The sequence below is a fragment of the Treponema phagedenis genome (assembly GCF_008153345.1).
GTDB lineage: Bacteria > Spirochaetota > Spirochaetia > Treponematales > Treponemataceae > Treponema > Treponema phagedenis.
Genome location: NZ_CP042818.1, coordinates 1,268,158 through 1,293,399 on the forward strand (window position 1 = coordinate 1,268,158; position 25,242 = coordinate 1,293,399).

The following is a 25,242-nucleotide window of genomic DNA, read 5'->3' on the forward strand; positions in this document are numbered from 1 at the left end:
AGAGCCTTATAACAAGATGATTAACAAGGCAACAAGGAATCCCCACAGACAAATACCTTCAGCAAGGCCGATAAAAGGAAGGGCCTTTCCTGAAAGCTCTGAATCTTCACTTATTGCCCCCATTGCTGCGGCACCAATTCTGCCGACCGCAATTCCGCCGCCAAGGCAAGCGAGTCCTACTGCAAGCGCTGCGGAGATATACTTAATTCCCTCGCCCATGGACATTCCTGTTTGCGAATCCGCAAAAATTGCTGCTGTTGTGAGTAAAAAAAACAGTCCGAAAAATAATACCTTACGATTCATTTAAATCTCCTATAAAAAGTTTTTGAGGAATTGTAAAATTCCGAAAAATTTTTTAGTGTTTTTATAAGGGAAAACCCTCTAAAACACAGTCGTACAAAATAATTGCTCGGCGATGTTTCGTTCCTGCAAAACACAAAAGCGAAACGTGTCAAATAAACAAATAGGTCTGTCTTTAGACCGTTTGTTTATTCCCGCACCTCTGCTACCCTTCCTTATATTTAAACCTGAAGGGCGTAAACACTCTGCCGTTTTCCGTAAAAAACTTTGAAAAGAATTCATAGTATTGCAAACGAACAACCTGAATTCCTACAATTAAACCTTCAAGACAGATAATAATTAAATTGCCGATAACGGTAATTAAAATTCCTTGTACCGTCAGGTATCCGCCGACAAAATCGGTCATGGTAAATACTACAAAACTTAAGACCGCATGTGCAAGCGCAAAAGCTCCTACCCGCAGAAAACTCATTGAGTTTGAAAAAAAGCCCGAGACTACATCCATGATTTCAATGACTCCCTGCATAATATACATTCCGATACCTTCGGGAAAAATCGGTTTTTTATGTTCGCTTATTCGCACAAACATTTCCTTAAAAAATATACCAACCAGAGGAATAACCATACCGAGAATATCAAACCATTGAAAAGGAATGTGGAAAAAAGCAATTCGCAGCGCCATGGCAACAACATACCAAAAGAAAAGAAGTCCACAAAGTCCTGTTTGAGAAAAAACAGCTTCTGCGGAATGTTTCCTTCTAAACTGGTTAATGATATTGATAATTATTCCAAGAGAGTTGATAATAAAACCAAGTCCCAGGGTAAAGCCAAAAAACATAAGAAGTTTTTCAATTGAGCCTTTTGAGGGCATTAAATGCAAAACCCTGTCTGCGGGAGTGCCAAATAAACCGGTAAGCCAACGGCCGAAAGGAACAAGCAACTGATCATTTGCAAAAAACTCTCCGGTAAGCAATCCCATAATCATACTGGATAATCCAATAGAGATAAAAACAAAATCAAAATGTTGCCATTTATGTAAAGCGCGTATTTTTTTGCTGTACATAAAGAGTCCCAGTAAAAAAAAGACTAAGCCCTGCCCCAGATCTCCAAACATAATTCCAAACAAAATTGTATAAGAAATCGCTACAATCGGAGTAGGATCAATGGTTCCGTAAAGCGGCGCTCCGTAACTGAAAACCATACGTTCATAACTGCGTACAAAAGCTCCGTGCTTGTATCGCACCGGTACTTTTTCTTTACCGCTTTTTATTGTTGGCACTTCTTCGGGAGAAAACAGGCGAATAGCTATTCTGCCTGCCGTCAAGTTATCAAGCTCCGAAACAAAACCTGCCGATTCATCTTCAGGCAACCAGCCAACCACTCGGTATACCAGTTGTGTTGCTTCAAGGCTTTGCCGCACTTGTTGTATCTGAGCTCCCAGTGAAAAATTCTGCAATAAATTCATTAACATCTCCTGATAATGAATGCCGAATTGCTTTTTTTCTGAAAGAATGTTTTTCACTTTTTCTTCTGCTCGCTCTTTTTCTTCCTTAAGATGTGCAAGGATTTCTTTAGGAATACCCTGATAATCAAGCGGCAAGTTCATAGGAACAAAATTATATTTTTTTAATTCACTATCGAGTCCGAATCTTCCTTTTTTTGATGAAGCGGCAAGAATTCGTGTTTGCTCATTGTTTAACGGCACAACCACCGCTCTTTCCCCGAGATTTAATTTTAGTGTTTCAAAAGTATCGGGATCAATAGCGCCTATTCTGATAGTAAGGAACGAGAGATTATCAAATTCAGAATACGCAATATTCAGGTTTGCAAAAGAGGAGGTTTCTTCGTATGCATTTAAACATTGTTTATACGCTTCTGTTAAGCTTTGCTCTCTTTCTTTAATATCATCAGTCAAGCTGAGAAGTTTTTCAGCATTTGCTACATCATCGGGTGAGGGCAAGCTCACGTGGTCAACAAAACTCAGTCTGTCAATAATTCCTAAATAGGAACGACATGCATCCAATTTATCATAATACTCTTTATATTGATTGTTCGGCGGCACATCATTAAAAGAAGATCTTTGCTGAAATTGAAAATTTGCTTTTTTACCGAGATATTCCAAAACCTTATCGATATCTTGCGCTAAAATCATCAATTCCGCAAGTTTCATTTTTTGAGATCTAAACATACATTTCCTCTCCTACGAATTCATTCTTTAGAGAATCGGAAGCTCCGAGTCGTAAACTTTCAACAGCAACACGGATCATATATTCTTCAAGCTGTTTAATCTTAAAAAAGGCTACTAAAAGCCCCGGTGTAAAAAACTGCTTATGAAATTCTCTTTCTGCGGTTCGATATAGGAATTTATCTCCGGCCAACTGCGCCCAGCGAGGATCCAATTCCCAAGGAACGCCTTCCTCATGAGGATTTAAAATCCAAGAATATTTCCATCCTTCCCATGCATTCCATGAATCAAGCGGTTTATCTAAAGCAAAAAAAGCATCTTTGCAAAGCATATTTTCGCCTTTTCCCCCATCCGAACCCACAAGCATCGGGATAATATCTTTTCCGTCAAAGTCATAATATACCCGTAATCGCATCACCCATACAATGTTTTGCAAAATAATTTCTTCTTTAATAAGCCGCTCACAAGATGCGCGTTCGTTTTCCGGCAACCTCAAAAGCGTATCCCAAAGCTGCGCATAATAGGTTTTATCAAGTTTAATTTCCCAATCAAGTCTGTTTGAATCATCGGGGATGCGATTATACCAACCGACAGGACTTTTAGCAGTGATCGCGTTTATATCCGGCCATTTTTTCCATCGAAAAATTGAGAATTGCCCCAGATCAATAATCGGCGGCTCTTTTATATCATGCAAAGACGGCAGTGAAGAAACTGCCCGCAAATTCGCATAATCAAATTGAGAGATTAAGGTAAAAAAAATAGGATTCGGTTTTTTATATACGGATACCAGTTCAAGAAAATCATCGATAAGACGTCTTGAAATTTTCTGTTCTAAAAGTGCAATTAGTTGACCTTCAGTAAGAGCCGGCAAATCATCGGTAAACAATAGTGTCCATAATTCTTGAAGACGCTGTACTTCAAAAAGTCTTTTTGCCCTTTCACCTATATATAATTTTGAATACAGTCCCGAAACTTTTGCACATAAATATGAATCGGCAGTGATTTTATCCATACTACACACTCTTATCCTAAAAAATAGGAATCAAGAAAGGCGGTAAAAGCTGCCGTATCTCGCTTTAATGAAGTAAGATCGCTGTGTATCTTATCATATGCATGTTGTTTTTTTTCATCAATTATTTTTTTTTGTGCTTCAAATTGCGCTTCCTGCTCAGCTACTATTTCATTGTAAATCTTTTTTTTCTCTTCTTCGGCGGCAAATTTTGCCGTAGCGAGTTTTTTTTCAGCTTCAGTCTCAGAATCAGAAAGCAAAGAAGCCGCTTGCTTCTCAATATCAATTAAATGAGAGAGAATTTCATTATCCATAATACTGCCTCCTGAAAATTATAGGTGTAATAAACAAACTTTTATAATTATAACATACCTACAAGCGTTTTTTCGAATCTGCATAATGTTTGATACACATCTTCATTGCTTGTTTGTATAAATAACTCATTTAAAAATGAGGGATCGTTTAGTAAAAGGGAAAGCCGCTTGAGAATTCTCAAATGAATATCATAATCCGTCTCTGTAGAAAGAAGCATAAAAACGATATGCACCGGTGATCCGTCAAGGGATTCGTATTCAATTCCCTCTTTAGACAAACCAATTACCCCTGCAGGATGCTGTAAACCTTGAATTTTTGCATGCGGCAGGCCTAAACCTTTTTTTATGCCGGTAGAAAGCTTGTTTTCACGTTCATGCAAAGCTTCCAGTATAGCGGTGCGCGGAGGGGATCCCGGAGTGTTTGAAACAAAAAGATCGACCATTTCTTCAAAGAGCTCATCTTTATCCTCACTTTCGAGACCTACTTTAATATTAAGAGGGGAAAATATATTTGAAAGAAGCATATAGCATACCTCCTATTTTCCGGCACCTGCTTCGCTTTCAGCTTTCGGGGTAGTTTGTTCCGCTGGTTTTGCCGCATCGGGTTGGTTGGTATCATTATCTTTCCACCATTCTGTGGCAGTTTCCGTTTGCTGCTGTTGCGCAGCTTTTTGCAAGTCGTCTATAGCAGGGCTTTTATTCAACCAGGCAAGAAAGAATGTTGTAACAAAAAACAATGCTAATAAAACATAAGTGGTCTTTGTCAAAATATTCCCCGACCGAGAGCCGAAGGCGGAATTTGAACCACCGGCAAAAAGACCGCCTAGTGAATCCCCTTCCTCATTTTGCAAAAGGACTAATCCAACCAGTAAAAAACAAATGATAACAAAAAAAACTAGTAATACAATGCTTATTGCACTCATAAAAACTCCAGCTTAAAAAACATGAGATATCTATTTTATAAAAAATAGATTTGGTATAAGACCCTCTACTATTAAAATTCTTACCTCAAATAGGTTTATTAATTGAAGTATATACTACTCTAATTCAAAATGTTTTGCAAGTAGCAAAAAGCATGAAACAAGGGCTTACGCACGAACAAGGGGCGGGTAGCCCCTTGAACTCCGCTTTTGGGTGGTACGCACCACAAAGTTCAAAGTCTTGTAAAATTTATTCGCTTATGCTTTGCATTAAAGGGGTTTTGCACCCCTTTAATGGCCGCATTAGGCGAAGCAAAAGAATAATATCAAAACTCCGCCCTTGCGTCGTGTCGGACTCTTTTTTATAAAACTTTTTACAGTTCGTATAAAAAATATCAAATATTTTGATAGAGTTATCAAAAAAACGTTATATTAGTTTGAATTTTAACGCTTGTTTACATTTCTGAAAACCACTCTCTTTTCCATAGAAGTAAGTTTTTCGCCAAAGGAGCTTCCCTTTAGGTCTTCCACTTCTATCGTTGAATACCCGTGCTCTCTTTTGTAATTTGCAAAGTATTCATAAAGAAATTTTTCAGTTTCCGCTTCATCATAGGTGTTTTTATCTTCTTCATACTTGAAGTAGTACTCAGCCCAATTATTTGTTTTATAGATTTCAGTCATATACAGATAGGCATTTTTTCGCCCTTCAACTTTAATTTTTGTTGTTTTTGGCTGAACAACCTGTGCAGTAAGAATGCAGGTGAATCCTAATAAAACGGATAAAACAATAAGCTTCTTTTTCATAACAACCTCCAAAGTTTTGTTTCTTTACTATGATACATAATAAAGAAAAAAGCAAGAGGACAGAAAACTATTTTTTTTAATTTATCGACCTGCCATCGGACGCGCCCAAACTTCTTTGGAGAAGTTGCCGATATGCTCAGCACCCGACTCATCGTATGCCGCAATGGTGAAAAAATATAATCGTCCGTTTTTAAGGCCTTGGATGGTATACGTCAATGCATTCCCGACATCGACCGGCGAACCGTCTGAAAAATACTCGCCTTTACAATCGCCAAAATAGATATAGTAACCTTTTACATCAAAGTCGACTGATGGAGACCAGTAAAGCGTTACCGTTCCGTCCTTTCCCTCCGCCCAAATTTTTGACGGCGGCAACGGAAGCCCGTCTTTTTCATACTCAACTTTGATTGAATGTATTAAAGGGGTTTTTTGCCCGGAAGAGTCCGGGTATAAATTTGCAGCAATTTGGAAGTATTTTCCACTAGTGTTTTTTATTTCTTCCCCCGGAAAAACGGCCCGCCATTCAGGATAGGTTTCTGTCCAGTTATACCGATTGTTTGCCGATCGAATAAAAAAAGCCGCATCGGTTTGCTCCGGCAAAGTCAAATCCGCCCCCAATTTTTTAATTTGCGAAGATTCTCCCCCTGTATCAATGATTGTTGACTCAAACCTTCCGCCGTTTTTATCAAACTTATCAAAAAGATCTGCGATTTCACATATTTTTGCAGGAGGCGAAAAATCATTTGTCACGCACAGTTCATCAATTAATCCTGCATATTTTTCACCGATATGCAAATCCGCCGCTTCTCCCAACATTGAATAAAAAACCTCTCCACCCTCTCTACCTGTGTCGGTTACATATAACAAAGCTTCTATCCTTTCATTTATGCGGTACTCAAGCAACCCTATTGACTCATCATACGAAAGCGTGTGCTTGCTCCACTGTCCGGGAATAAGATTAGCCCTTGAAGCAGTTTTCACTGTTAAGCGTTTTCCGCTTTGATCGCGCCAAATTCCGTCAAGCTTCCACTCAAGTTTGTTTTGAAAAATAGCTGCAGTAATGTTTTGATAAAAACTTTGGCGGTTCTCAGTAATTGAAGACAACCATCGCAAAATAACGCTGCCGCTTTCACTTACCTTCGGGCAAAGCCAAAATTCTATAGAAAAAGAGCCGACAGGTTTTCCTCCGTAGAAAAACGATTTCGGATTAGGTCGTAATATCAGCCCTTGAGAAGAATTTAAAGTATTAAAAAGCCCGGCCCCATTTCCCCGTTTTGCCTGTTTAGCGCCCGAAGGCAACACGGATGAATCTACTGTAGTATAATTACCTCGTTCATCCATAAAAACAGTGTCATCAAAACTCAAATACAAGTCCGTAGATTTATGTATTTTCCTTTCCGAAGAATGCAGACCGATCGCCGGATTCCCGTATTTTCCGGGCACTTCTTTTATGTTTTCTTTATAAAAAAGGGCATCCCATCCCTGCTTACCGCCTAAGTGTACAACGGCTTTTTCAGCCTCGAGCATACTGAAAAAGAGAAAAAGCGCATATATGGAAACAAGCTTTTTTTTCATTATTTAAATTCTTCCTTAAATTTTTATTCTACTTAGTATATTCAGATATCGGCTTTTAGGAATAAAAATCAACTGTTTCTTTATAAGATTCCTAATAGATTTATCATACCCTGAATAGTCAAGTAAGCTGGGGCGGATGTACATAATCCAAAAAACTTCTTTTAAAACATTGTTGCTGCATGTATTCGGGCTGTTTTTTTTGCCTTTGTTTTAGCACTTCACATACTCGCAGGCAATTTGTGCTGCAAGTTTTGCATTGTTGAGCACAAGTTGAATGTTTGCCTCAAGACTTTTGCCGCCGGTGATTTCTTTTATTTCGTTTAAAAGATAGGGCGTGGTGTCTTTGCCGTGGATGCCCGCTTCTTTTGCCTTTTTTACGGCATTATTGATGGCATCGTTTATCAGGCGGCTGTCGATTGCGTGAGCTTCCGGAATAGGATTTGCGACAACCATGCCGGAGCCGAAGTCAAGTTTTTGCTGGACATAAAAGCTTTCTGCAATTTCTTTCGGAGTGTTGAGCGTGGTGTTCAGCATAAAGCCGCTTTGACGGGTAAAGAAGGCGGGCAGCTCTTTTGTTTGGTAGCCGATAACCGGTACTCCCTTTGTTTCAAGATATTCGAGGGTAAGCCCGAGGTCAAGAATTGATTTTGCGCCCGCACAAATAACCATCACGGGAGTTTTTGCAAGCTCTTCAAGGTCGGCGGAAATATCCATGGTAACCTCTGCGCCGCGGTGAACTCCGCCGATGCCGCCGGTGGCAAATATGCCGATTCCGGCAAGGTGGGCGATAATCATAGTGGTGGCAACGGTTGCCGCCCCGTCCTGCTTTGTTGCGACAATGGTCGGTATGTCCCGGCGGCTTGCCTTGGTAATTGCAAGTCCCTTTTTGCCGAAATAATCGATTTCTTCCGCAGAGATTCCCGCTTTTAATCTGCCTTTGATAATCGCAATAGTTGCGGGAATTGCGCCGTTTTCCCGCACACAGGACTCAACCTTGAGGGCGGTATCAACATTTTGCGGATACGGCATGCCGTGAGAAATAATAGTTGATTCCAATGCCACAACCGGTTTTCCCTTTGCTAAGGCTTCTTGAACCTCATCCGAAATATCGAGGTATTCATTGTAATTTTTCATAACTCTACTCCTTCAATGTTTTTCCGTATTTTATAACGTATCTATGTTTGCACGCCGGCGGAGTAACGAAAGACTCATCGCTTCGCTGACCGTTTTTTCGCTTTCAACACAAATGCTTGCACATGCCGTTGCCGCTTCTCCGGACTCTTTTAAACCGAGTCCGTGTAAAAACGCCCATGCAAGTCCTGCCATCGCACTGTCTCCCGCTCCAGTGGTGCTGACTGCCTGCACCTGTTTCGGCGGGATTAAAACCTTTTCCGTTTTGTCGGCACAAAAAAGCCCCCGCATGCCGAGCGAAATAAAAACCTGCCGGACTCCTTTTTGCAACAGATTGTCCGCCACTCGATGTAAATCCTCATCGTCGGCGATTGGTATGCCGGTTAAAAATTCCGCCTCAAGCTTATTCGGCTTTATGGTGTGAATAGAGCGCAAGCCGGCTTTTATTTTTTCCGCCTTGGTAACCGAAACCGCATCAACAAAAAGTGGCACCGTGCAATGCCGAAAAAGAAAGTGCAGGCTTTCCTCCGGAATATTGGTGTCGGCAACACAGAGCGCCGACTGATTGATATGCGGAAGTTTTGATTGTAGGAACTCCGGACTAATCGTATCAAAAATGCCCATGTCGGCAATTGCAAGCTGCATTTCTCCCCGTTCATCGGTAATAAAAAGATAGGTTGAGCCCGACCTGCCTGCCGGCATATTTGAATCGGAAATATCAATGCCCGTCTGTATGCAGAAGTTTTTCATGCTTTCCGCTTGCAGATCATCACCGAAGGCGGTGATTAGTTTTACCTGCGTGCCAAGGCGGACAAGGTTTTCCGCGATATTTCTGCCGACGCCGCCAAAACTTACCCGCACGCGGCCGGGGTTTGAATCGGCGGCTATCAACTTCCGCTGCGGAGTTCCCGCAATATCAATGTTCGCACCGCCGACAACGGTTATATACGAAGGTTTCATACGCTTATTTACTATTATACTTATATTTCTCTTTTCTGGGAAGACACTTGTACTAAGTAAACTGGGCAAGAGCAGAAAAAGCGTATTTTTGGAATTTATCTTAGATTTGCCGGATACAATAAATTCTAAGGACGTTATGCTAAAATTTACCGCACCTATAGAATTTACCTCATACATTCCTCGGTATAGCGCTCTATAAGTAATTTGCTGTGATACTCATTGGAGCCATTAATGCAGCATTATAAAATTGTCTTGATTTGCATTGTTAAAAAGTGTTGCTCGTGTCGTTACTGAGTAAATGAGGCATGCGGGGAAAATGTTTTCGTAACACAATGTGCTCAATAGCCAAATTATAAAATATGTTTCAAAGGTTTGCCGTAAAACGCAAAAATTAAGACTATTAATTAAGACTATTATTATAGAAGAAAAACTTAAATTTTTTATTAAAAATTATAGATTTCAGAAGGGAAGACCTCAATCGGTGGCGTTATTTTATAGATTATTGTATCAAATTTTTGTACCGATAAAAGGTTATTGTTGAGAAAATTGTGAACTAATCCGATTTCAATCATTTTTGTCCGAAAAAATAATTTTATTATTTTTTATTTTTGTTAGCGGCAAGCATTGACATTTCATTTTTTTGTGATAGAATGTCTCAAAGTGGGTAAAAGTGGGAGAAGGTAGAATAAAGTGGAAAATGATGTGATAACGGGGGAATATAAAAACTCGCTTGATGAAAAAGGGCGGCTCATGTTTCCTGTTAAACTGCGTTCCGAATTATCTGAAATGAGGCTTGTAATCACTCGGGGGATAGACCGCTGTTTATGGGTGTTTCCTCTTGCGGAATGGAAAGCGTTATCGGATAAAGTTATGGAATCCGCATCATTATTTCAATCAGGCTCAAGATCCGTGTTGCGCAGGCTTATTGCCCCCGCTCAGGAGATTGAGATCGATAAATCAGGCCGTATATCTATTCCCCAAAGTCTGCGCGAATATGCGGGTCTTGAAAAAGACTGTATTATTCTCGGTATTAACCGATATTTTGAGCTCTGGGATGCCGGAGCATATGAAACTTATTTGGAGGAAAGTGAGGCAGAATTTCAACAAGCAACCGAAGGGCTTGGAAATATTTGTCTTTAACGGCTTATGGATGTTGTACACAAATCTGTATTACTGCAAGAATGTCTTTCACTTTTAAAACCTGCGTCCGAAGATACGCTTTTTGTTGACGGAACACTCGGAGAAGGCGGACATACGGAGGCGTTTTTAAAAACCTATCCACAGCTTTCAGCGATAGGTATTGATGCGGATCCGACTATTCAGGCAAAGGCAAAACTGCGTTTGCAGCCTTTTGCATCTCGTGTGCAATATTTTTCAGGTTGGTCTGACGATTTTTTCAAAAACTACTCGACAGAATATCCTAAACCGAACATTATTCTTTTTGATTTAGGCATTTCAATGTTTCATTATATAGAGTCGGGGAGGGGGTTTTCCTTTCAGGCGGAAGAACCGCTTGATATGCGTATAAATCCCGCCACATCTCTTTCCGCTGCGGAAATTATAAACACATACAAAGAAGAAGAGCTTGCCTCAATTTTTTATACGTACGGCGAAGAGCGGTTTTCGCGTAAAATTGCGGGGGCTATTTGTCTGCGCAGAAAAGAACAAGAGTTTAAAACGGCGGGAGACCTCGCAGAGGTGATTTTTAAAGCGGTTCCGCCTGCGTACCGACACGGAAGAATTCACCCCGCAACGCGAAGTTTTCAAGCATTACGGATAAAGGTTAACGGCGAGTTGGATAGGCTTCCCGATTTATTGAAATTAGCTTTTCAAAGGCTTGCGTTAAACGGCAAGCTCGGTGTTATTAGCTTTCATTCTCTTGAAGACAGGATTGTTAAGCGATATTTCCGCGATCTTGCAAAAAACTGTAGGTGTCCGCCGGAAATGCCGATATGTAAGTGCGGAGGGCGGCCGCTTGCGCAGCTATTAACCGGAAAGCCGGTTATACCAACTGATGAAGAAATACGGGTAAACCCCGCTTCTCGGAGTGCTAAGTTGCGAGCGGTAAAGAAAATCCTCACGGAAGAAGGTGCGGCATGAGGCGATTTTTAATATTTTTTTTCACAGTGAGTATTCCTTTACTACTTTTTTTAGGTGTTTGGCAGGCATCCAGATACAATGCAATTGAAAGAGAAATTAACGATTACAAAAAAGAGCAAGAAAGGCTCATAACTGAAAACAAACAGAGAATTTCCGCCATCTCCATTTTGTCGCGCCCTGAACGAATTGAAAAAATAGCGATAGAAAATTTAGATATGCGTAAAGCAAAGCCGTCCGAAATTATGCGGATAGAGTTGAAAACTGCAAAGGAGAAAAAAGAAAGTTGAAAAATCTCTTAAGCTTTGATGAAACTTCTATCGCCGTTCAAGGCATGCTTCTCAAAAACCATACAAAAGCGCGTGGGTTTTCATCCGTGTCGATTGACAGTAGAACAGTCAAAGACGGATCTCTTTTTGTTCCCCTTCGCGGAGAAAAACAAGACGGGCATCGGTATATACGGAGTGCTCTTGAAAAAGGAGCGGTATTGTTTTTTGCCGATGAAAAATTTCTTTCCGTTGACTCAAATAAAATAAAAACTGAAAAACTTTGCGATGAGTTTTCCGCTTCCTGTATTCAAGTTAAAAATACTCTAGCTGCATTACAGGCAGCTGCCCGTTTTTATTTGAAAAAATTTCCGAATCTTATAAAAGTTGGCATTACCGGATCAAGCGGAAAAACAACGACAAAAGAAATTGCCGGTGCGGTTTTAAGTCAAAAATTTTCTGTGGTAATGAATAAAGGAAATCTTAATTCCGAAACAGGTTTGCCGCTTTCCGTTTTTGAGGTGCGAGACGAACATGAGGTGGGAATCTTTGAGCTGGGGATGAACAGAAAAGGGGAAATGAAAGAAATTACTTCGGTGCTTTGTCCTCAGTTTGGAATTATCACAAATATCGGCTCTGCCCATATCGGTATTCTCGGCTCACAGCAGGCAATAGCTGAAGAAAAAAAACAGATTTTTTCTTTTTTTGATAAAGATTGTATGGGCTTTGTTCCCGATTGTCCTTTCACTGATTTTTTGCAGGCTGTTCCTTTGGGTAAGGTAGTGTGTTATGAAAATACGACACTGAAAAACATTAAAAAAATAGAGAGTAAGGGAATGTACGGCTCTACGATTTTTTATAAAGATGAGGAAATTTGCTTTCCGCTGGCAGGAAACCATAATATAAAAAATGCTCAGGCGGTTATTGCGCTTGCCGAAGAACTCGGTCTGAGCGTAAAAGAAATCAAGCGCGGATTGGAATCTGTGCAGCCGATTTTCGGCAGATCACAGTTTATGCAAGGCGATGTTGACTGCCTTTTTGATTGCTATAATGCAAATCCCGACTCAATGTCTGCCGCCTTAGCGGTATTTTCAGAAACAAAAGTGCAAGGGAAAAAAGCGGCGGTTTTAGGCTCCATGCTTGAACTCGGAAAAGAATCGGCTGCGGCACATAAAAAAATATGTGCACAGGCTGCAGCAAGCGATATAGATTTTATATACTTATTCGGAAAAGAGATTGGCGATTCCGGAAAAAACATAAACTGGAATGGTAAAACAGTTTTTTATTTTGATGAATCGGAAATGGATGCATTAGGAAAAGCACTTGATGAGAATCTTCATCGAGGGGATTTTGTTCTTTTAAAAGCTTCTCGCGGTTTGGCGCTTGAACGCTTGGAGCCGGTGTTAAGGAGGGCACGATGAATACAGCTATCAGTATTGAAAGAAATATTTATTATGAAAAGTATAGCTTTGTTTTTGTTATGCTTACTATTTTATTAACCGGACTCGGACTTGCAACGCTTTATTCCGGATCGGTACATTATGCACAACGGTTTTTTGATAACCCGCTCTATTTTTTAACCAAACAGACTATAAGTCTCGGTATAGCATTTTTATGTTTTTTGTTTTTTATGCTTATTGATTTAGCTGCTTTACGAAAACTTATTCCGTTTATGCTTATTGCCTCATTTCTGCTTTGCGTTTTAGTTTTTATTCCGGGGTTGGGTATATCAAAGAACGGAGCAACACGATGGTTAAATCTTTTTTACCTGAAATTTCAGCCATCGGAATTTGTAAAATTGGTGTTGGTTATTTTTTTGGCGAATTTTTTTGATAAAAATAAAGAGCATTTTGATATGCCGATGAAATCAATACTTCCTCCTTTTTTCGTAAGTGCGATATTTGTTTTATTGGTTTATTTTCAAAATGATTTTTCAACTTCCATGTTTTTATTATTTATTGTGCTCGTAATGTTTTTTATTGCGGGTGCATCTATTTTATGGTTTATAAAAGGTTCGCTTGTATTATTGCCAATGGCTGTTCTTATGGTGATAACTTCAACACATCGAATGCGGAGGGTGCTTTCATTCTTGTACCCCGACCATGATCCGCTGGGAGCGGGATATCAGGTAAATGCGGCATCGGAAGCACTCACCGGCGGAGGCTTATGGGGAATGGGAATAGGTAACGGAATTAGAAAGATTGCCAGCGTTCCCGAAGTGTATTCCGATTTTATCTTTGTGGTGCTTGGAGAAGAAATGGGATTTATCGGAGTTTGTGCGTATCTTTTGCTTTTGCTTGCAACATCCATTACAGGTATTATTATTGCACTGAGGTCTTCCAGCAGGTTCGGGACATTTCTTGCGTTTGGAGCAACTGCTGCAATTGTTTTTCAATCTATTTTGAATTTAGCTGTCGTGGTGCGTCTTGTGCCTGCCACCGGCATGCCGCTTCCTTTTTTCTCTTTCGGCGGCTCATCGTTGATTATCACACTCTCTTTTTGCGGGATAATAATAAATGTTTCAGGATTAAAAAAAGGTGGTGCCTATGTCTGATACTCCTTTATACGGTTTTGACAAAAGAGTTTCATATGTTGAAAATAATAAAAAAAAGGCAATAAAAAAAGATACGTTTAAATCGTTACTTTTAAAAATTATTATTATTATACTATTGCTTTGTCTTTTAGCGGAAGCTGTTTTTTATTTGTTTATTGTTCCTGCAGTTTCGGTTGCACAAGTAAATTTTTCAGGAAACAGAGAATTGACTGCTATTCATTTGGAAAAAATTGCAGGCTTGAGCGGAAAAGAAAAATGGAGTCAAATAAATACGTTGGAAATATCAAAACGCTTGGCAGCCTTTCCGCTTATTGAAGAGGCGCGTGTTTCAAAACGTTTCCCCGACAAGGTTTTTATTGAAGTAAAAGAAAGGTCGCCGGTTGCGATTAGTTTTGCGCAAGTGAAAGGGCGAACAATCGTAATGGAAATCGATAAAACAGGAACTATCTTTAGAATAGGAAGCAGTATGACGGCAGGAAAACTGCCGGTTATTGGCGGATTGGAATTTGAAAATCCGCGTGCGGGAATGAAAGTACATAGACAACTGATACCGCTATTTAATAAACTCAGTATTTTAAAAGAAAAAAATCCGGCTCTTTTGAGTGAAATATCCGAATTGGTAATTAAACAAAAGAAATACGGAGGCTATGATTTATTAATATATCCGATGAGCGTTTCCATTAAAGTTTGTACCGATAATATTTTGAATGAAGATAAGTTACGGTATATGATGCTCTTGCTTGATGTTATGCGTAAAACGTATGATGAGAATCGGATACTTGAATTAGATATTCGAGGTGATACAGCCGTTTGCAGAATGAGAGAGGAAGAACATGAGTGAGATATTTGTAGGATTGGATATTGGGACGAGTACTATACGTGTGGTTGTTGCCGAACGTGTTGAAACCGGTGTGCTTCAAGTTATCGGTGTCGGGGTAGGGGAATCAAATGGCTTACGTAAAGGTGCTGTTGTAAATATTGAAAATACTGTTTCAGGAATTCATCAGGCAATAGAAGCTGCAGAGATGATGTCCGGTGTTGAAATTACTCACTGCGTGGTAGGCATAGGCGGCACACATATTGAAGGAATAAATTCGAAAGGCATTGTAGCGGTAACCGACAAAGGAAAGGGTAACAGAGAAATCGATGAAAAAGATATTGAGCGTGTTGTAGATGCGGCCCGAGCGGTTGCCATTCCTATTGACAGAAGGGTATTGCATGTTATCCCTAAAAGCTACAAAGTAGATGATCAGCCGGGAATAAAAGATCCGCGCAATATGATCGGTGTAAGAATTGAAGGAGAGGTTCATATTGTTACCGGATCGGTTACCTGCATGAAAAATATTGTTGATTGCGTCAAGCGATCTAATATTCAAGTTGATGACTTGATGTATCATGGACTTGCGGCGGTAAAGTCTGTTTTAAATGAAGAAGAGCGAAACTTAGGTTCTGTTTTAATTGATATCGGCGGAGGGACTACAGACTTTGTGGTTATGCATGAGGGGGCGCCGGTGTTTGTCGGTTCAATTCCTGTCGGCGGAATACAGGTAAGCTCCGACCTCGCCCAGATAAAAAATCTTTCATTTGAAACAGCTGAAAACATAAAAATAAAAGACGGTTGTTGCTGGGTACCGTTAATTGAGGATGACGGAAAGATTTTAATTTCCGGACAGGCAAGCCGAGCTCCTATAGAAATTGAAAAACGGGAAATTGCCGAAATAATGGAAGCGCGTATGTCGGAGGTTTTTACCATTGTGTATGATAAAATAAAAAGAGGGAGCTCGGGCTTGCGCACCGCCGACAGTATTATTCTTTGCGGAGGTGGTTCCCTGTTGCCAGGAGTTGTGGAGCTTGCATCGGCAATTTTCGGTACACCTGCGGTACATCTTGGGATGCCCGGAACCCTTGGCGGTTTAACCGGTGAGTATAGGAGTCCCGAATTTGCAGTAGTGCTGGGGCTGCTTTTAGAGCAAGTTCAAAAAAGAGGAGCAAGCGCAGCTCAAGGAAAAACTCAACCGAATCAAAACGGATTGTTTACAAAAGCAAAAGATTTATGGAAAAGTCTTTTTTAATGCTGTAACAATATATAAAACTATCATTTTTTGTGGGAGGAAAATGTATGGATATTCAAGTTATACCAAATAACGCAGCCTTACCTGTTAGCCCGACAGTTATTAAAGTGGTCGGGGCGGGCGGCGGAGGATCAAATGCGGTGAACCGAATGATGAGCGATGGACTGCGTTCGGTTGATTTTATTGTCGCAAACACCGACGTACAAGCACTCAATTATTCCGAGGCACCGTTAAAACTTGCGATCGGATCAAAACTTACCGGCGGACTCGGTGCGGGGGGAAACCCCGAAGTGGGAGAGAAGGCTGCTATTGAAGATTCCGAAGCAATTGCAAATGCGGTAAAAGGCGCCGACATGGTTTTTATCACCGCGGGGATGGGCGGAGGAACGGGAACGGGATCTGCTCCTATTATTGCAAAAATTGCAAAAGAGCAAGGGGCTCTCACTGTTGCGGTGGTAACAAAGCCTTTTTCATTTGAAGGCAGAGCAAAGATGCAGCTTGCGGAGCAAGGAATTGAAAAACTCCGCGCATATGCAGATACAGTAATTGTAATCCCAAACCAACATCTTTTAAAGCAGGTTCAAAAAGACACTCCTATTCGTGCAGCATTTTCTCTTGCAGATAATGTATTAAAAAAATCGGTGCAGGGGATTTCCGATCTTATTACTATTCCCGGAGAAGTGAATGCGGACTTCTCCGATGTAAAAAACACGATGGAAGGACAAGGTTATGCCGTTATCGGTGTTGGTGTAGGGAAGGGAGAGAATAGGGCGGTTGATGCAGCAACAAACGCGATTAACAATCCTTTGCTTGAAGACACTTGTATTGAAGGTGCTACAAGAGTACTGGTTGGAATTAGCGGATCGGAAAACTTAAGCTTAATGGAAGTAGATGAAATTATGTCAATTGTAACCGCAAATGTTGATCCCGATGCAAAAATAAAGCACGGTACCGCAATTGATCCGAGAATGGATGACAGCATTAGTGTAACGGTTATTGCAACCGGAGTCCCTATGGACGATTTTTCTAAAATGAAAAGCGGCAGTCTGTATACGCAAGGAAGTGTGCAAAAAAAATATGATGCACGTAATGACGGAGAGTATGTTTCTTCTGAAGAATGGAATAAGACGGTAACGGCAAAGCAACCTTCGTTGCCCGGATTGGCAACTCGTAATAGTCCGCACATGTCCGAGCCTGAAAAACCGCAGCCTGCGCCTCATTCATATCGAGTTCCGCTTCCTTCAGAAAATACAAACCTGGATACTCCGACATTTCTAAGAAATAAATTAAAAGAAATGAGCTGAGTGTTTTAATACAACCGGAGTTACATTAGGTATGCTACTTACATTATACCCTAATAGGAGGTAGTTCTGACACGGATACAGTTACGGGCATTTTACGGATATCTTATTTCCGCAGAAGCTCACGCATCATTAACGGCAAAAACATATATAGGCACCCTAAAACTTTTTCAGGATTGGCTTGGTAACGCTAAGCTTATTGAAAATGCAAGTGAAGAAGATTGTATGCATTTTATTATCAGCCGAAGCGAAGCCGGCATTATGGGAAAAACTACTGCAAAAGATATTGCCGCATTGAATTCTTTTTATCGGTTTTTAATATTGGAAAATGTACGACAGGATAATCCTGCAGAAAACATTGAAGCACCGAGACGAGAAAAAAACTTGCCGCGTGTTCTTTCTCCCGAAGAAGTAGATCTGCTGCTTGATTCAATTCCTCTGAATTCTCCGAACGGCATACGAGACCGAGCATTGTTTGAACTTATTTATTCGGCAGGATTGCGCGTAAGTGAGGTTGTCGGGCTTTCATTGGAAGATATTTTTTTTGATGAACAGCTTCTAAAAGTTACCGGAAAAGGCAGCAAAGAACGAATTGTTCCGTTTGGGAAACAGGCAAAACAGCAGTTGCAAAATTATATTGACGGGGCTCGTAAAGCATTTATAAAACCGCAATACACGGAAAACACGGAGACACGAGGGGCGGTGTTTTTAAATAAGAACGGGAAGCGGCTGAGCAGAAAAGGTATTTGGAAACGCTTACAGGAAATTGAAGTAATTTCTGGTATTAACACAAAAGTTCACACACTGCGTCATTCGTATGCAACGCATCTGCTTGCAGGAGGTGCGGATTTACGCTCCGTGCAATGTTTATTGGGACATGCGGATATTTCAACGACTCAAATTTATACCCATATAGAAACCGATGAGCTTGAAATGTATCATAAAGAATTTTTTACGGAAAAAGAAAAAACAAATGAGGTATTACATGATTAAAAAAATTCGTTATATTTTTTTAGCAGCACTCGTAATTATTTTTTGTAATTCGTGCGGGAATCGTGAAGTAATAAAACGTATGCAGGAATTTGAAGAGGGTGTCCATAATCCTACAAGTGTTGAAGAACTGGAAACCGCAATTAAAAAATATCAAAGACGAGTCAATGATATAATGATTGCACAAGAACGTATCGGAATTTGGTATAAGATGCTTGCTTCACGATACATGGATAGAAAAATGTATGCAAAGGCATTGGAAGTACTTGAGCAGGCTGTAACCTATTATCCTGAAAACCAAACTCTTTTTTTCTCCATCGGCGTTTGTGCGGCAAATATGGCAAAAAGATCTTTAAACTTTTCAGCCGGCTCTATTAACACTCAAAAGAATCATTATAATGACTTAGCGGTTTCTGCGTATAAGCGTGCGATAGAAATAGATCCGAAATACATCAATGCACTGTACGGGCTTTCAGTACTATATGTATTTGAGTTGGATCAAAATGAAAAAGCCATTCCCTTATTAGAGCGAATTCTTGAAGTGGAAAAAAAGCCTTTTGATGTACTGTTTGTTTTGGGCAGAGCATATTATGCGACAGGAAAAAACGATCAGGCAATACAATGTTATGATAAAATAATATCTTTGAGTGCAAGTGAAGAGCAAAGGATGGAGGCTGAAAAAAATAAAAGACTTATTGAAGGAACCATGCAATAAAAATGTTGACAAAAGTGTTTACGGAAAAAGAAAAAATAAACATTGCGCTTTCTCATTGTTATTTTTTAAAAGGAAAAGAACGCTTGTTTTTAAATTCCGTACTTGACACTTTACAAGAGCTTGCAGTACTTTCTATTGATGACTTGGCACAACTAATTAAGCGGCCATTGCGTATCCAGAACTTTCAACTTTCAGATTTGCCGATGTTGGTTGCAAAAGATATGAAGCTTATGCAAGCGTATAATATTTCGTTACTCTCAATTGAGGATGAAGCATTTCCGGTATCGCTTAAGGAAATTTTTGATGCACCGCCGGTTATTTTTTATCGAGGAACTTTTCCGAAAGATGCGGCTCAGTCTGTGGGAATGGTGGGAACTCGCTCTCCTACCGGAGCGGGGATTAAAACCGCTTTGGATTTTGCAAAAGAATTTGGCGAAGCAAGGGTTCCCGTTATCTCGGGGCTTGCACGCGGTATTGATGCTTTTTCGCATAAAGGAGCAATTGAAGGCGGCGGGTGTACGGTTGCAGTGCTGGCGTGTGGTGTTGACCGAATTTATCCGCGCTCCAATGCGCGGCTTGCGGCAAAAATTATTGAGACGGGCGGTTGTATTTTAAGCGAATATCCTCCGGGAGAAGATGTTATGAAATACCGTTTTCCGCAACGAAATAGGATTATTTCAGGTATATCCCGTGCAGTGGTTATTGTCGAAGCTCCTGAAAAATCCGGTGCGCTAATTACGGCAGACTTTGCACTTGAGCAAGGAAAGGATGTGTTCGTTTGCGCTTCCGTACTCGAAAGTGTACAAAATGCAGGTGGAGAAAAATTATATAAAGACGGGGCATTTGCAGTAAATTCCGCGAAGGAAGTTTTGAATGATTGGCAGCGTGCGACAAAAAAAAGATACATCAAGGATTATCAGCCATCGTTATTTAATACGTATAAAAATAATGGTTGAGGCTATAAGGGGTTTTTAATGGCAAAAAAAATGACAACAAAAAAAGAGAAACAACCAAAATGGAATTTAGTGATTGTAGAATCTCCTGCAAAAGCAAAAACAATTGAAAAATATCTAGGGAAAAACTATGTGGTAAAAGCTTCAATGGGGCATTTAATAGATTTGCCAAAATCTCGGATTGCAATTGATGTTGAAAATAATTTTGAACCTGAATATATAACCGTGCGCGGGCGCGCAAAAATATTAAAAGAATTACAAAAGGATGCAAAAAAAGCTAAGCAGGTTTTACTTGCAAGTGATAATGACCGCGAAGGAGAAGCTATTGCCTATCATCTTGCAAATTCTATCCACAACTTTTGTGATACTCCGGTGAGTAGGATTGTCTTTAACGAAATTACTCCGCAAGCAATTAAAGATGCCGTGCAAGAGCCGATGGATATTGACGAAGCAAAAGTAGAAGCACAAAGGGCTCGGCGAGTGCTTGATCGTCTTGTAGGATATAATCTTTCGCCTTTATTATGGAAGAAAGTTAAAAACGGGTTATCTGCCGGACGTGTACAATCTGTTGCGTTGCGGCTTATTTGCGATCGGGAAGTTGAAGTTGAAAATTTTCTTCCCGAAGAATATTGGAGCCTTGAGGGCAGTTTTAAAAAAGGAAAAAGTTCTTTCAGTGCACAATTAGTGCGGTTTCAGGATAGTAAGCCTGAATTAAAAAATGAAAAACAGGTTCTCAATATTATCGAGACTCTAAAAAATTCAGAATCTAAGATTACCGATATTAAAATAACTGAAAAAGCCATTCGTCCAAAACCGCCGTTTACCACGTCGACCCTTCAGCAAGTTGCGGCAAACAGACTTGGCTTTACTTCTCGGAAAACAATGCAGCTGGCGCAGCAGTTGTATGAAGGTATTGCTGTCGGCTCAAGCAGAGTCGGTTTAATTACCTACATGCGTACTGACTCGGTGCGTATTTCTCAAGTTGCATTGGATGAAGCGCGAAAATGGCTTTCAGAAAATTCGCCGAATGAATTGCCTGAAAAACCTAATCATTATGCGGTGGGACAAAAAGCACAAGATGCACACGAAGGCATTAGACCTACCTATATTCAATACACACCGGATTATTTAAAAGAGTATCTTAATAGAGATCAACATAAATTATATTCATTAATTTGGGAGCGTTTTATTGCAAGTCAAATGACCAATGCAAAAACGCAAAGTACTTCGATTGAAATTACCGTCGGCGATGCGGTATTTCGGGCAACGGCAACTAAACTTGCCGAAAAAGGTTTTTATAAATTTTTAAAGCTGCTTATTTCTAAAGAAGAAAAAGGTTCATCCTTACCAACGGTAAAAATCGGGGATATCGTTATTGCTGAAAATTTTAAACCCGAGCAGCATTTTACTCAAGGTCCTGCCCGATACACGGATGCAAGTATTGTTAAAATGCTTGAAGAAAAAGGCATTGGCAGACCTTCAACCTATGCGCCGATTATTTCTGTTTTGTTAGACAGATACTATATAATCAGAAACAACAAGCAACTTGTTCCAACCGAGCTTGGAAGAATTATCAATGATATTCTTGTTGCGAATTTTAATGACATTATTGATGTTAATTTTACCGCAGATATGGAAACTAAACTGGATGAGGTTGAAGAGAAAAAAATAGAGTGGCAAAAACTCATGGAAAATTTTTACTCACCGTTCATTGAAAAAGTTGATACAGTGATGGAAAATCTTGACAGTATGAAAGGTCGTCTCGATGAAAAAACTGATTTTGTATGTGAAAAATGTGGAAAAAAGATGGTAAAAAAATTGGGACGATTCGGATTTTTTCTTGCATGCGAGGGCTTTCCCGAATGCAGGAACACAAAGTCAATTCCGCTTGCAAAATGTCCGCGCGAAGGCTGCGGCGGCGATATCATAGCCCGAAAGGCAAAGAAACGAGGTCGAGAATTTTACGGATGTACAAACTATCCGAAATGCGATTTTATTTCTTACTTTAAACCGATCAATGCAACATGCCCGAAATGCGGATGGTTTTTAGTTGAAAAATATGACAAAAAAAACGGGAATTACAATGCTTGCATCAATCCCGATTGTGAGTATTTGCACAGCGTTGTAGAGGGCGTAGAAGATACTGTAATAGAGCGTGATGAAAATGAATGAGACTTTTGAAAAATACCTTGACTATATTGCTGGAATAAAACACTTTTCCAAACAAACCGTTATCTCATATAGAAATGATTTACTTTTGTTTGATTCATGGCTTACTGATTCTGAGCTTAAATTTACAGAACTCGGTGTTTCCGATATTCGGATTTTTGTTGCCGACTTGAGAGAAAAAAAATTCGCACCCGCAAGTATTAACCGAATGCTCGCAACGGTGCGCGGACTGTATCGTTATGCGGTCAGGCTCAATCTTTGTCAAACTAATCCTGCGCTTGCGGTGAAAAATTTAAAACTTCCGAAAAAATTACCGCGGTTTTTGTTTCCTGAACAAGCAAAAGAGTTTTATAATCTGCCGGTAAATAAAGGTCTTTTATGGGAAGCGCGCGATGCCGCCTTATTTTCGGTTTTATATTCTACCGGTTGCCGTGTTTCCGAAATTGCGAGTTTAGACATGAAAAACATTGATTCAAAACTAAACTCTGCAATTGTGCTGGGAAAGGGAAGTAAAGAACGAAAAGTATTCTTTGCGGATTTTGCAAAAGAGTATTTGCAAATTTATTTGGCAGAGCGAAACGAATTACTTAAAAAACATACAGGCGAAATTCAACGGGATAAAACAGGCAGAAAACGCGATGCACTTTTTATCAATCAGCGCGGCATGCCTCTTTCGGTGCAGGGAATACAGTATATTATCGATCGATATGCGGCTGTTTCACCGGATTTGAAAAAAATCTCGCCGCATGTGTTCAGACATAGTTTTGCCTCAACACTGATAAGCAGAGGTGCGGATATTCGCGTTGTGCAGGAAATGCTTGGACACGAAAATATTTCCACAACGCAAAAATATACGCATGTAACACCGGAGCTTTTGCAAATGCTCTATCACAGGGCACATCCGCATGGATAATTTTAAGGATACGAGGAAGGAGTTTGCTACAATGAAAACAAAAAATAAAGTCAGAAGTACAACAGTTATTGCCGTGCGCAAAAACGGAAAAATTGCGATGGCGGGGGATGGACAGGTTACAATGGGTAACACGGTAATGAAAGGCAATGCGCGAAAGGTACGAAAAATTTACGATGGTAAAATCATTACCGGATTTGCCGGAGCTACTGCGGATGCTTTTACCCTGCTTGAAAAATTTGATGGAAAACTTAAAACATATAACGGAGATCTTACCAGAGCTGCCGTTGAGCTTGCAAAAGAATGGCGTACCGATAAAATGCTTAAAAATTTGGAAGCGCTTTTACTGGTTGCCGACAAAGATACGATTTTACTTATTTCAGGAAACGGGGATATTATTGAGCCTCAGGAAGATACAATTGCAATAGGATCCGGCGGAAACTATGCGTATGCGGCTGCTTTAGCTCTTTTAAGAAACACGGAACTTACGGCAAAAGAGATTGCGGAAAAAAGTTTGGAAATTGCAGGGCAAATATGTATTTATACAAATCACACTATCCAGCTGGAGGAACTATAATGATTGAAGAATTGGAAGCCTTAACACCGAAGCAAATTGTTTCAGAGCTTGATAAATATATTATCGGACAGAACAAAGCAAAACGGGCGGTGGCAATCGCATTGCGGAACAGAACACGGCGGCTTAAACTGCCCGAAGAAATACGGGAAGAGATTGCGCCGAAAAACATTCTTATGATCGGACCTACCGGCGTGGGAAAAACCGAAATTGCCCGCCGCCTTGCAAAGCTTTCCAAAGCTCCCTTTTTAAAAGTGGAGGCGACAAAATATACCGAAGTAGGCTATGTAGGCCGAGACGTTGAATCTATGATCAGAGATTTAATGATGGTAGGCTATGCAATGGTAAAAACCGAAATGCAGGAAAGCCTAAAAGAAAAAGCCGAAAAAAATGTTGAAGACCGATTGCTTGATGTTTTGCTGCCGGGCTCACAAAAGCCAAAAGAAAAAAAGTCCGCAGAAAAGCCTGCGCCGATTATGATTCCGTCAATGGTAAAAGAAACAACTCTTAATGAAAGTGAAACATACACCATGCCTGATACGCGTGAAAAATTTTGCCAAATGCTGCGCGATGGAAAATTGGAAGAAAAAACCGTCGAAGTTACCGTGCAGCCACAAGGAAGTGCGGGATTCGAAATTTTTGCAGGCTCATCAAACATGGAAGATATTGAAATGACTATGAACAATATCACCAGTATGATCATGGGCGGAAATCGGGCAAAGCGAAAAAAAGTAACGGTAAAAGAAGCGCGCGACATCTTACTTGCGGAAGAACTTGACAAACTGGTTGACCACGATAAGATCACCGATGAGGCAAAACGCAGAGTGCAGCAAATGGGAATTATTTTTATTGATGAAATCGACAAGGTTGCTTCCAAATCGGAGCGCGGAAGTGCCGATGTTTCGCGTGAAGGCGTGCAGCGCGATATTTTACCGATTGTTGAAGGCTCAAATGTGAATACCAAATTCGGCGTCATTGATACGCGGCATATTTTGTTTATTGCAGCGGGGGCATTCAATATATCAAAGCCGAGCGATTTAATTCCGGAATTTCAGGGACGGTTCCCCTTGCGTGTAGAATTGGAATCGCTGCATCAGGAAAATTTTAAACGGATTCTCTTGGAGCCTAAAAATGCGCTGACAAAACAGTATAGCGAATTATTAAAAACCGAGAACGTAACAATTGAGTTTACCGACGAGGCAATCGATCGAATGAGCTTTTTAGCTGCCGATGTAAATGCCCGTATGGAAAACATCGGAGCAAGAAGACTTCATACTATTATGGAAATGCTCCTTGAAGATATATCGTTTAATGCCAGCGATATGTCGGGACAAACTGTTACTATCGATGTTGCCTATGTTGATGAAAGACTGAAAGATATTGTGCAGGATCAAGACCTTTCGCGCTATATTTTATAAAAAGAGCTCGACACAACGGTTTGGT

25 protein-coding genes are annotated in these 25,242 nt (G+C 40.3%); 15 read left to right on the forward strand and 10 right to left on the reverse strand.

Annotation, left to right across the window (positions count from 1 at the left end; genetic code table 11):
• Window positions 1-6: 6 nt before the first annotated feature.
• The 10 genes from FUT79_RS05580 to FUT79_RS05625 form a co-directional block, all read right to left on the reverse strand.
• Window positions 7-303, reverse strand: a complete 297-nt coding sequence (locus FUT79_RS05580; RefSeq protein ID WP_024753342.1) for an ATP synthase subunit C — start codon at window positions 301-303, stop codon at window positions 7-9.
• A 202-nt stretch (window positions 304-505) separates the two neighbouring features.
• Entirely contained in the window at window positions 506-2,488 is a 1,983-nt protein-coding gene (locus tag FUT79_RS05585; protein WP_024753343.1) for a V-type ATP synthase subunit I, read from the reverse strand.
• Window positions 2,481-3,497, reverse strand: a complete 1,017-nt coding sequence (locus FUT79_RS05590) for a V0D/AC39 family V-type ATPase subunit (RefSeq protein WP_024753344.1) — start codon at window positions 3,495-3,497, stop codon at window positions 2,481-2,483. Before FUT79_RS05590 ends, FUT79_RS05585 begins: the two co-directional genes overlap by 8 nt.
• A gap of 11 nt (window positions 3,498-3,508) precedes the next feature.
• On the reverse strand, window positions 3,509-3,808 hold the full coding sequence (locus FUT79_RS05595) for a hypothetical protein (RefSeq protein WP_002696958.1): 300 nt from the start codon (window positions 3,806-3,808) through the stop codon (window positions 3,509-3,511).
• Window positions 3,809-3,855: 47 nt separating this feature from the next.
• Window positions 3,856-4,332: a PTS sugar transporter subunit IIA gene (locus tag FUT79_RS05600; RefSeq protein ID WP_024753345.1), complete on the reverse strand. Its 477-nt coding sequence runs from the start codon at window positions 4,330-4,332 to the stop codon at window positions 3,856-3,858.
• Window positions 4,333-4,344: 12 nt separating this feature from the next.
• Window positions 4,345-4,731, reverse strand: coding sequence for a preprotein translocase subunit SecG (secG, locus tag FUT79_RS05605; RefSeq protein WP_024753346.1), 387 nt, complete (start codon window positions 4,729-4,731; stop codon window positions 4,345-4,347).
• 441 nt (window positions 4,732-5,172) lie between these two features.
• Window positions 5,173-5,532, reverse strand: a complete 360-nt coding sequence (locus FUT79_RS05610) for a hypothetical protein (RefSeq protein WP_002696965.1) — start codon at window positions 5,530-5,532, stop codon at window positions 5,173-5,175.
• Between the two features lie 81 nt (window positions 5,533-5,613).
• On the reverse strand, window positions 5,614-7,107 hold the full coding sequence (locus FUT79_RS05615) for a fibronectin type III domain-containing protein (protein WP_002696967.1): 1,494 nt from the start codon (window positions 7,105-7,107) through the stop codon (window positions 5,614-5,616).
• Window positions 7,108-7,317: 210 nt separating this feature from the next.
• On the reverse strand, window positions 7,318-8,241 hold the full coding sequence (locus FUT79_RS05620; protein WP_024753347.1) for a pseudouridine-5'-phosphate glycosidase: 924 nt from the start codon (window positions 8,239-8,241) through the stop codon (window positions 7,318-7,320).
• A gap of 30 nt (window positions 8,242-8,271) precedes the next feature.
• Window positions 8,272-9,198: a carbohydrate kinase family protein gene (locus FUT79_RS05625; RefSeq protein ID WP_231577541.1), complete on the reverse strand. Its 927-nt coding sequence runs from the start codon at window positions 9,196-9,198 to the stop codon at window positions 8,272-8,274.
• A gap of 705 nt (window positions 9,199-9,903) precedes the next feature.
• Between FUT79_RS05625 and mraZ the strand changes: the two genes are divergently transcribed.
• From mraZ to hslU, 15 genes are all read left to right on the forward strand, one after another.
• Window positions 9,904-10,338, forward strand: coding sequence for a division/cell wall cluster transcriptional repressor MraZ (gene mraZ, locus FUT79_RS05630; RefSeq protein WP_024753349.1), 435 nt, complete (start codon window positions 9,904-9,906; stop codon window positions 10,336-10,338).
• Between the two features lie 6 nt (window positions 10,339-10,344).
• Window positions 10,345-11,298, forward strand: coding sequence for a 16S rRNA (cytosine(1402)-N(4))-methyltransferase RsmH (rsmH, locus tag FUT79_RS05635; RefSeq protein ID WP_024753350.1), 954 nt, complete (start codon window positions 10,345-10,347; stop codon window positions 11,296-11,298).
• On the forward strand, window positions 11,295-11,585 hold the full coding sequence (locus tag FUT79_RS05640) for a septum formation initiator family protein (RefSeq protein WP_002695164.1): 291 nt from the start codon (window positions 11,295-11,297) through the stop codon (window positions 11,583-11,585). Before rsmH ends, FUT79_RS05640 begins: the two co-directional genes overlap by 4 nt.
• 44 nt (window positions 11,586-11,629) lie before the next feature.
• Complete coding sequence (locus FUT79_RS05645; RefSeq protein WP_044634352.1) at window positions 11,630-12,982, forward strand: UDP-N-acetylmuramoyl-tripeptide--D-alanyl-D-alanine ligase; 1,353 nt, start codon at window positions 11,630-11,632, stop codon at window positions 12,980-12,982.
• Window positions 12,979-14,115: a putative lipid II flippase FtsW gene (gene ftsW, locus FUT79_RS05650; RefSeq protein WP_002695169.1), complete on the forward strand. Its 1,137-nt coding sequence runs from the start codon at window positions 12,979-12,981 to the stop codon at window positions 14,113-14,115. The genes FUT79_RS05645 and ftsW overlap by 4 nt, the downstream gene beginning before the upstream one ends.
• Entirely contained in the window at window positions 14,108-14,956 is an 849-nt protein-coding gene (locus tag FUT79_RS05655) for a cell division protein FtsQ/DivIB (RefSeq protein WP_024753352.1), read from the forward strand. Before ftsW ends, FUT79_RS05655 begins: the two co-directional genes overlap by 8 nt.
• Window positions 14,949-16,187: a cell division protein FtsA gene (gene ftsA, locus FUT79_RS05660; RefSeq protein ID WP_002695173.1), complete on the forward strand. Its 1,239-nt coding sequence runs from the start codon at window positions 14,949-14,951 to the stop codon at window positions 16,185-16,187. Before FUT79_RS05655 ends, ftsA begins: the two co-directional genes overlap by 8 nt.
• A 47-nt stretch (window positions 16,188-16,234) precedes the next feature.
• The gene (gene ftsZ, locus FUT79_RS05665) at window positions 16,235-17,491 is read left to right on the forward strand and encodes a cell division protein FtsZ (protein WP_044634341.1); all 1,257 of its coding nucleotides are present in this window, start codon (window positions 16,235-16,237) and stop codon (window positions 17,489-17,491) included.
• A gap of 66 nt (window positions 17,492-17,557) precedes the next feature.
• On the forward strand, window positions 17,558-18,481 hold the full coding sequence (locus FUT79_RS05670) for a site-specific tyrosine recombinase (protein WP_024753354.1): 924 nt from the start codon (window positions 17,558-17,560) through the stop codon (window positions 18,479-18,481).
• Window positions 18,474-19,193, forward strand: coding sequence for a tetratricopeptide repeat protein (locus FUT79_RS05675; RefSeq protein WP_024753355.1), 720 nt, complete (start codon window positions 18,474-18,476; stop codon window positions 19,191-19,193). The genes FUT79_RS05670 and FUT79_RS05675 overlap by 8 nt, the downstream gene beginning before the upstream one ends.
• 2 nt (window positions 19,194-19,195) lie before the next feature.
• Complete coding sequence (dprA, locus tag FUT79_RS05680) at window positions 19,196-20,149, forward strand: DNA-processing protein DprA (RefSeq protein ID WP_024753356.1); 954 nt, start codon at window positions 19,196-19,198, stop codon at window positions 20,147-20,149.
• An 18-nt stretch (window positions 20,150-20,167) separates the two neighbouring features.
• Window positions 20,168-22,318 (forward strand): type I DNA topoisomerase, encoded by a 2,151-nt coding sequence (gene topA, locus FUT79_RS05685; RefSeq protein WP_148879670.1) that lies wholly within the window; start codon window positions 20,168-20,170, stop codon window positions 22,316-22,318.
• On the forward strand, window positions 22,311-23,228 hold the full coding sequence (locus tag FUT79_RS05690; RefSeq protein WP_044634353.1) for a tyrosine-type recombinase/integrase: 918 nt from the start codon (window positions 22,311-22,313) through the stop codon (window positions 23,226-23,228). Before topA ends, FUT79_RS05690 begins: the two co-directional genes overlap by 8 nt.
• A gap of 31 nt (window positions 23,229-23,259) precedes the next feature.
• Window positions 23,260-23,802, forward strand: a complete 543-nt coding sequence (gene hslV / locus FUT79_RS05695; RefSeq protein WP_024753359.1) for an ATP-dependent protease subunit HslV — start codon at window positions 23,260-23,262, stop codon at window positions 23,800-23,802.
• Window positions 23,802-25,217, forward strand: a complete 1,416-nt coding sequence (gene hslU / locus FUT79_RS05700; RefSeq protein ID WP_044634343.1) for an ATP-dependent protease ATPase subunit HslU — start codon at window positions 23,802-23,804, stop codon at window positions 25,215-25,217. Before hslV ends, hslU begins: the two co-directional genes overlap by 1 nt.
• The last annotated feature ends 25 nt before the right edge of the window (window positions 25,218-25,242 follow it).

What these genes read in the sequence shown, in the direction of transcription:
- FUT79_RS05690 (WP_044634353.1), top strand. Translation starts at nt 22,311, where the DNA reads ATGAATGAGACTTTTGAAAAATACCTTGACTATATTGCTGGAATAAAA.
- FUT79_RS05645 (WP_044634352.1), top strand. Translation starts at nt 11,630, where the DNA reads ATGCTTCTCAAAAACCATACAAAAGCGCGTGGGTTTTCATCCGTGTCG.
- ftsA (WP_002695173.1), top strand. Translation starts at nt 14,949, where the DNA reads ATGAGTGAGATATTTGTAGGATTGGATATTGGGACGAGTACTATACGT.
- FUT79_RS05655 (WP_024753352.1), top strand. Translation starts at nt 14,108, where the DNA reads ATGTCTGATACTCCTTTATACGGTTTTGACAAAAGAGTTTCATATGTT.
- FUT79_RS05615 (WP_002696967.1), bottom strand. Translation starts at nt 7,107, where the DNA reads ATGAAAAAAAAGCTTGTTTCCATATATGCGCTTTTTCTCTTTTTCAGT.
- FUT79_RS05590 (WP_024753344.1), bottom strand. Translation starts at nt 3,497, where the DNA reads ATGGATAAAATCACTGCCGATTCATATTTATGTGCAAAAGTTTCGGGA.
- FUT79_RS05610 (WP_002696965.1), bottom strand. Translation starts at nt 5,532, where the DNA reads ATGAAAAAGAAGCTTATTGTTTTATCCGTTTTATTAGGATTCACCTGC.
- FUT79_RS05600 (WP_024753345.1), bottom strand. Translation starts at nt 4,332, where the DNA reads ATGCTTCTTTCAAATATATTTTCCCCTCTTAATATTAAAGTAGGTCTC.
- FUT79_RS05675 (WP_024753355.1), top strand. Translation starts at nt 18,474, where the DNA reads ATGATTAAAAAAATTCGTTATATTTTTTTAGCAGCACTCGTAATTATT.
- FUT79_RS05580 (WP_024753342.1), bottom strand. Translation starts at nt 303, where the DNA reads ATGAATCGTAAGGTATTATTTTTCGGACTGTTTTTTTTACTCACAACA.
- FUT79_RS05620 (WP_024753347.1), bottom strand. Translation starts at nt 8,241, where the DNA reads ATGAAAAATTACAATGAATACCTCGATATTTCGGATGAGGTTCAAGAA.
- hslV (WP_024753359.1), top strand. Translation starts at nt 23,260, where the DNA reads ATGAAAACAAAAAATAAAGTCAGAAGTACAACAGTTATTGCCGTGCGC.
- secG (WP_024753346.1), bottom strand. Translation starts at nt 4,731, where the DNA reads ATGAGTGCAATAAGCATTGTATTACTAGTTTTTTTTGTTATCATTTGT.
- FUT79_RS05595 (WP_002696958.1), bottom strand. Translation starts at nt 3,808, where the DNA reads ATGGATAATGAAATTCTCTCTCATTTAATTGATATTGAGAAGCAAGCG.
- rsmH (WP_024753350.1), top strand. Translation starts at nt 10,345, where the DNA reads ATGGATGTTGTACACAAATCTGTATTACTGCAAGAATGTCTTTCACTT.
- FUT79_RS05640 (WP_002695164.1), top strand. Translation starts at nt 11,295, where the DNA reads ATGAGGCGATTTTTAATATTTTTTTTCACAGTGAGTATTCCTTTACTA.
- topA (WP_148879670.1), top strand. Translation starts at nt 20,168, where the DNA reads ATGGCAAAAAAAATGACAACAAAAAAAGAGAAACAACCAAAATGGAAT.
- ftsZ (WP_044634341.1), top strand. Translation starts at nt 16,235, where the DNA reads ATGGATATTCAAGTTATACCAAATAACGCAGCCTTACCTGTTAGCCCG.
- dprA (WP_024753356.1), top strand. Translation starts at nt 19,196, where the DNA reads ATGTTGACAAAAGTGTTTACGGAAAAAGAAAAAATAAACATTGCGCTT.
- ftsW (WP_002695169.1), top strand. Translation starts at nt 12,979, where the DNA reads ATGAATACAGCTATCAGTATTGAAAGAAATATTTATTATGAAAAGTAT.
- FUT79_RS05585 (WP_024753343.1), bottom strand. Translation starts at nt 2,488, where the DNA reads ATGTTTAGATCTCAAAAAATGAAACTTGCGGAATTGATGATTTTAGCG.
- FUT79_RS05625 (WP_231577541.1), bottom strand. Translation starts at nt 9,198, where the DNA reads ATGAAACCTTCGTATATAACCGTTGTCGGCGGTGCGAACATTGATATT.
- hslU (WP_044634343.1), top strand. Translation starts at nt 23,802, where the DNA reads ATGATTGAAGAATTGGAAGCCTTAACACCGAAGCAAATTGTTTCAGAG.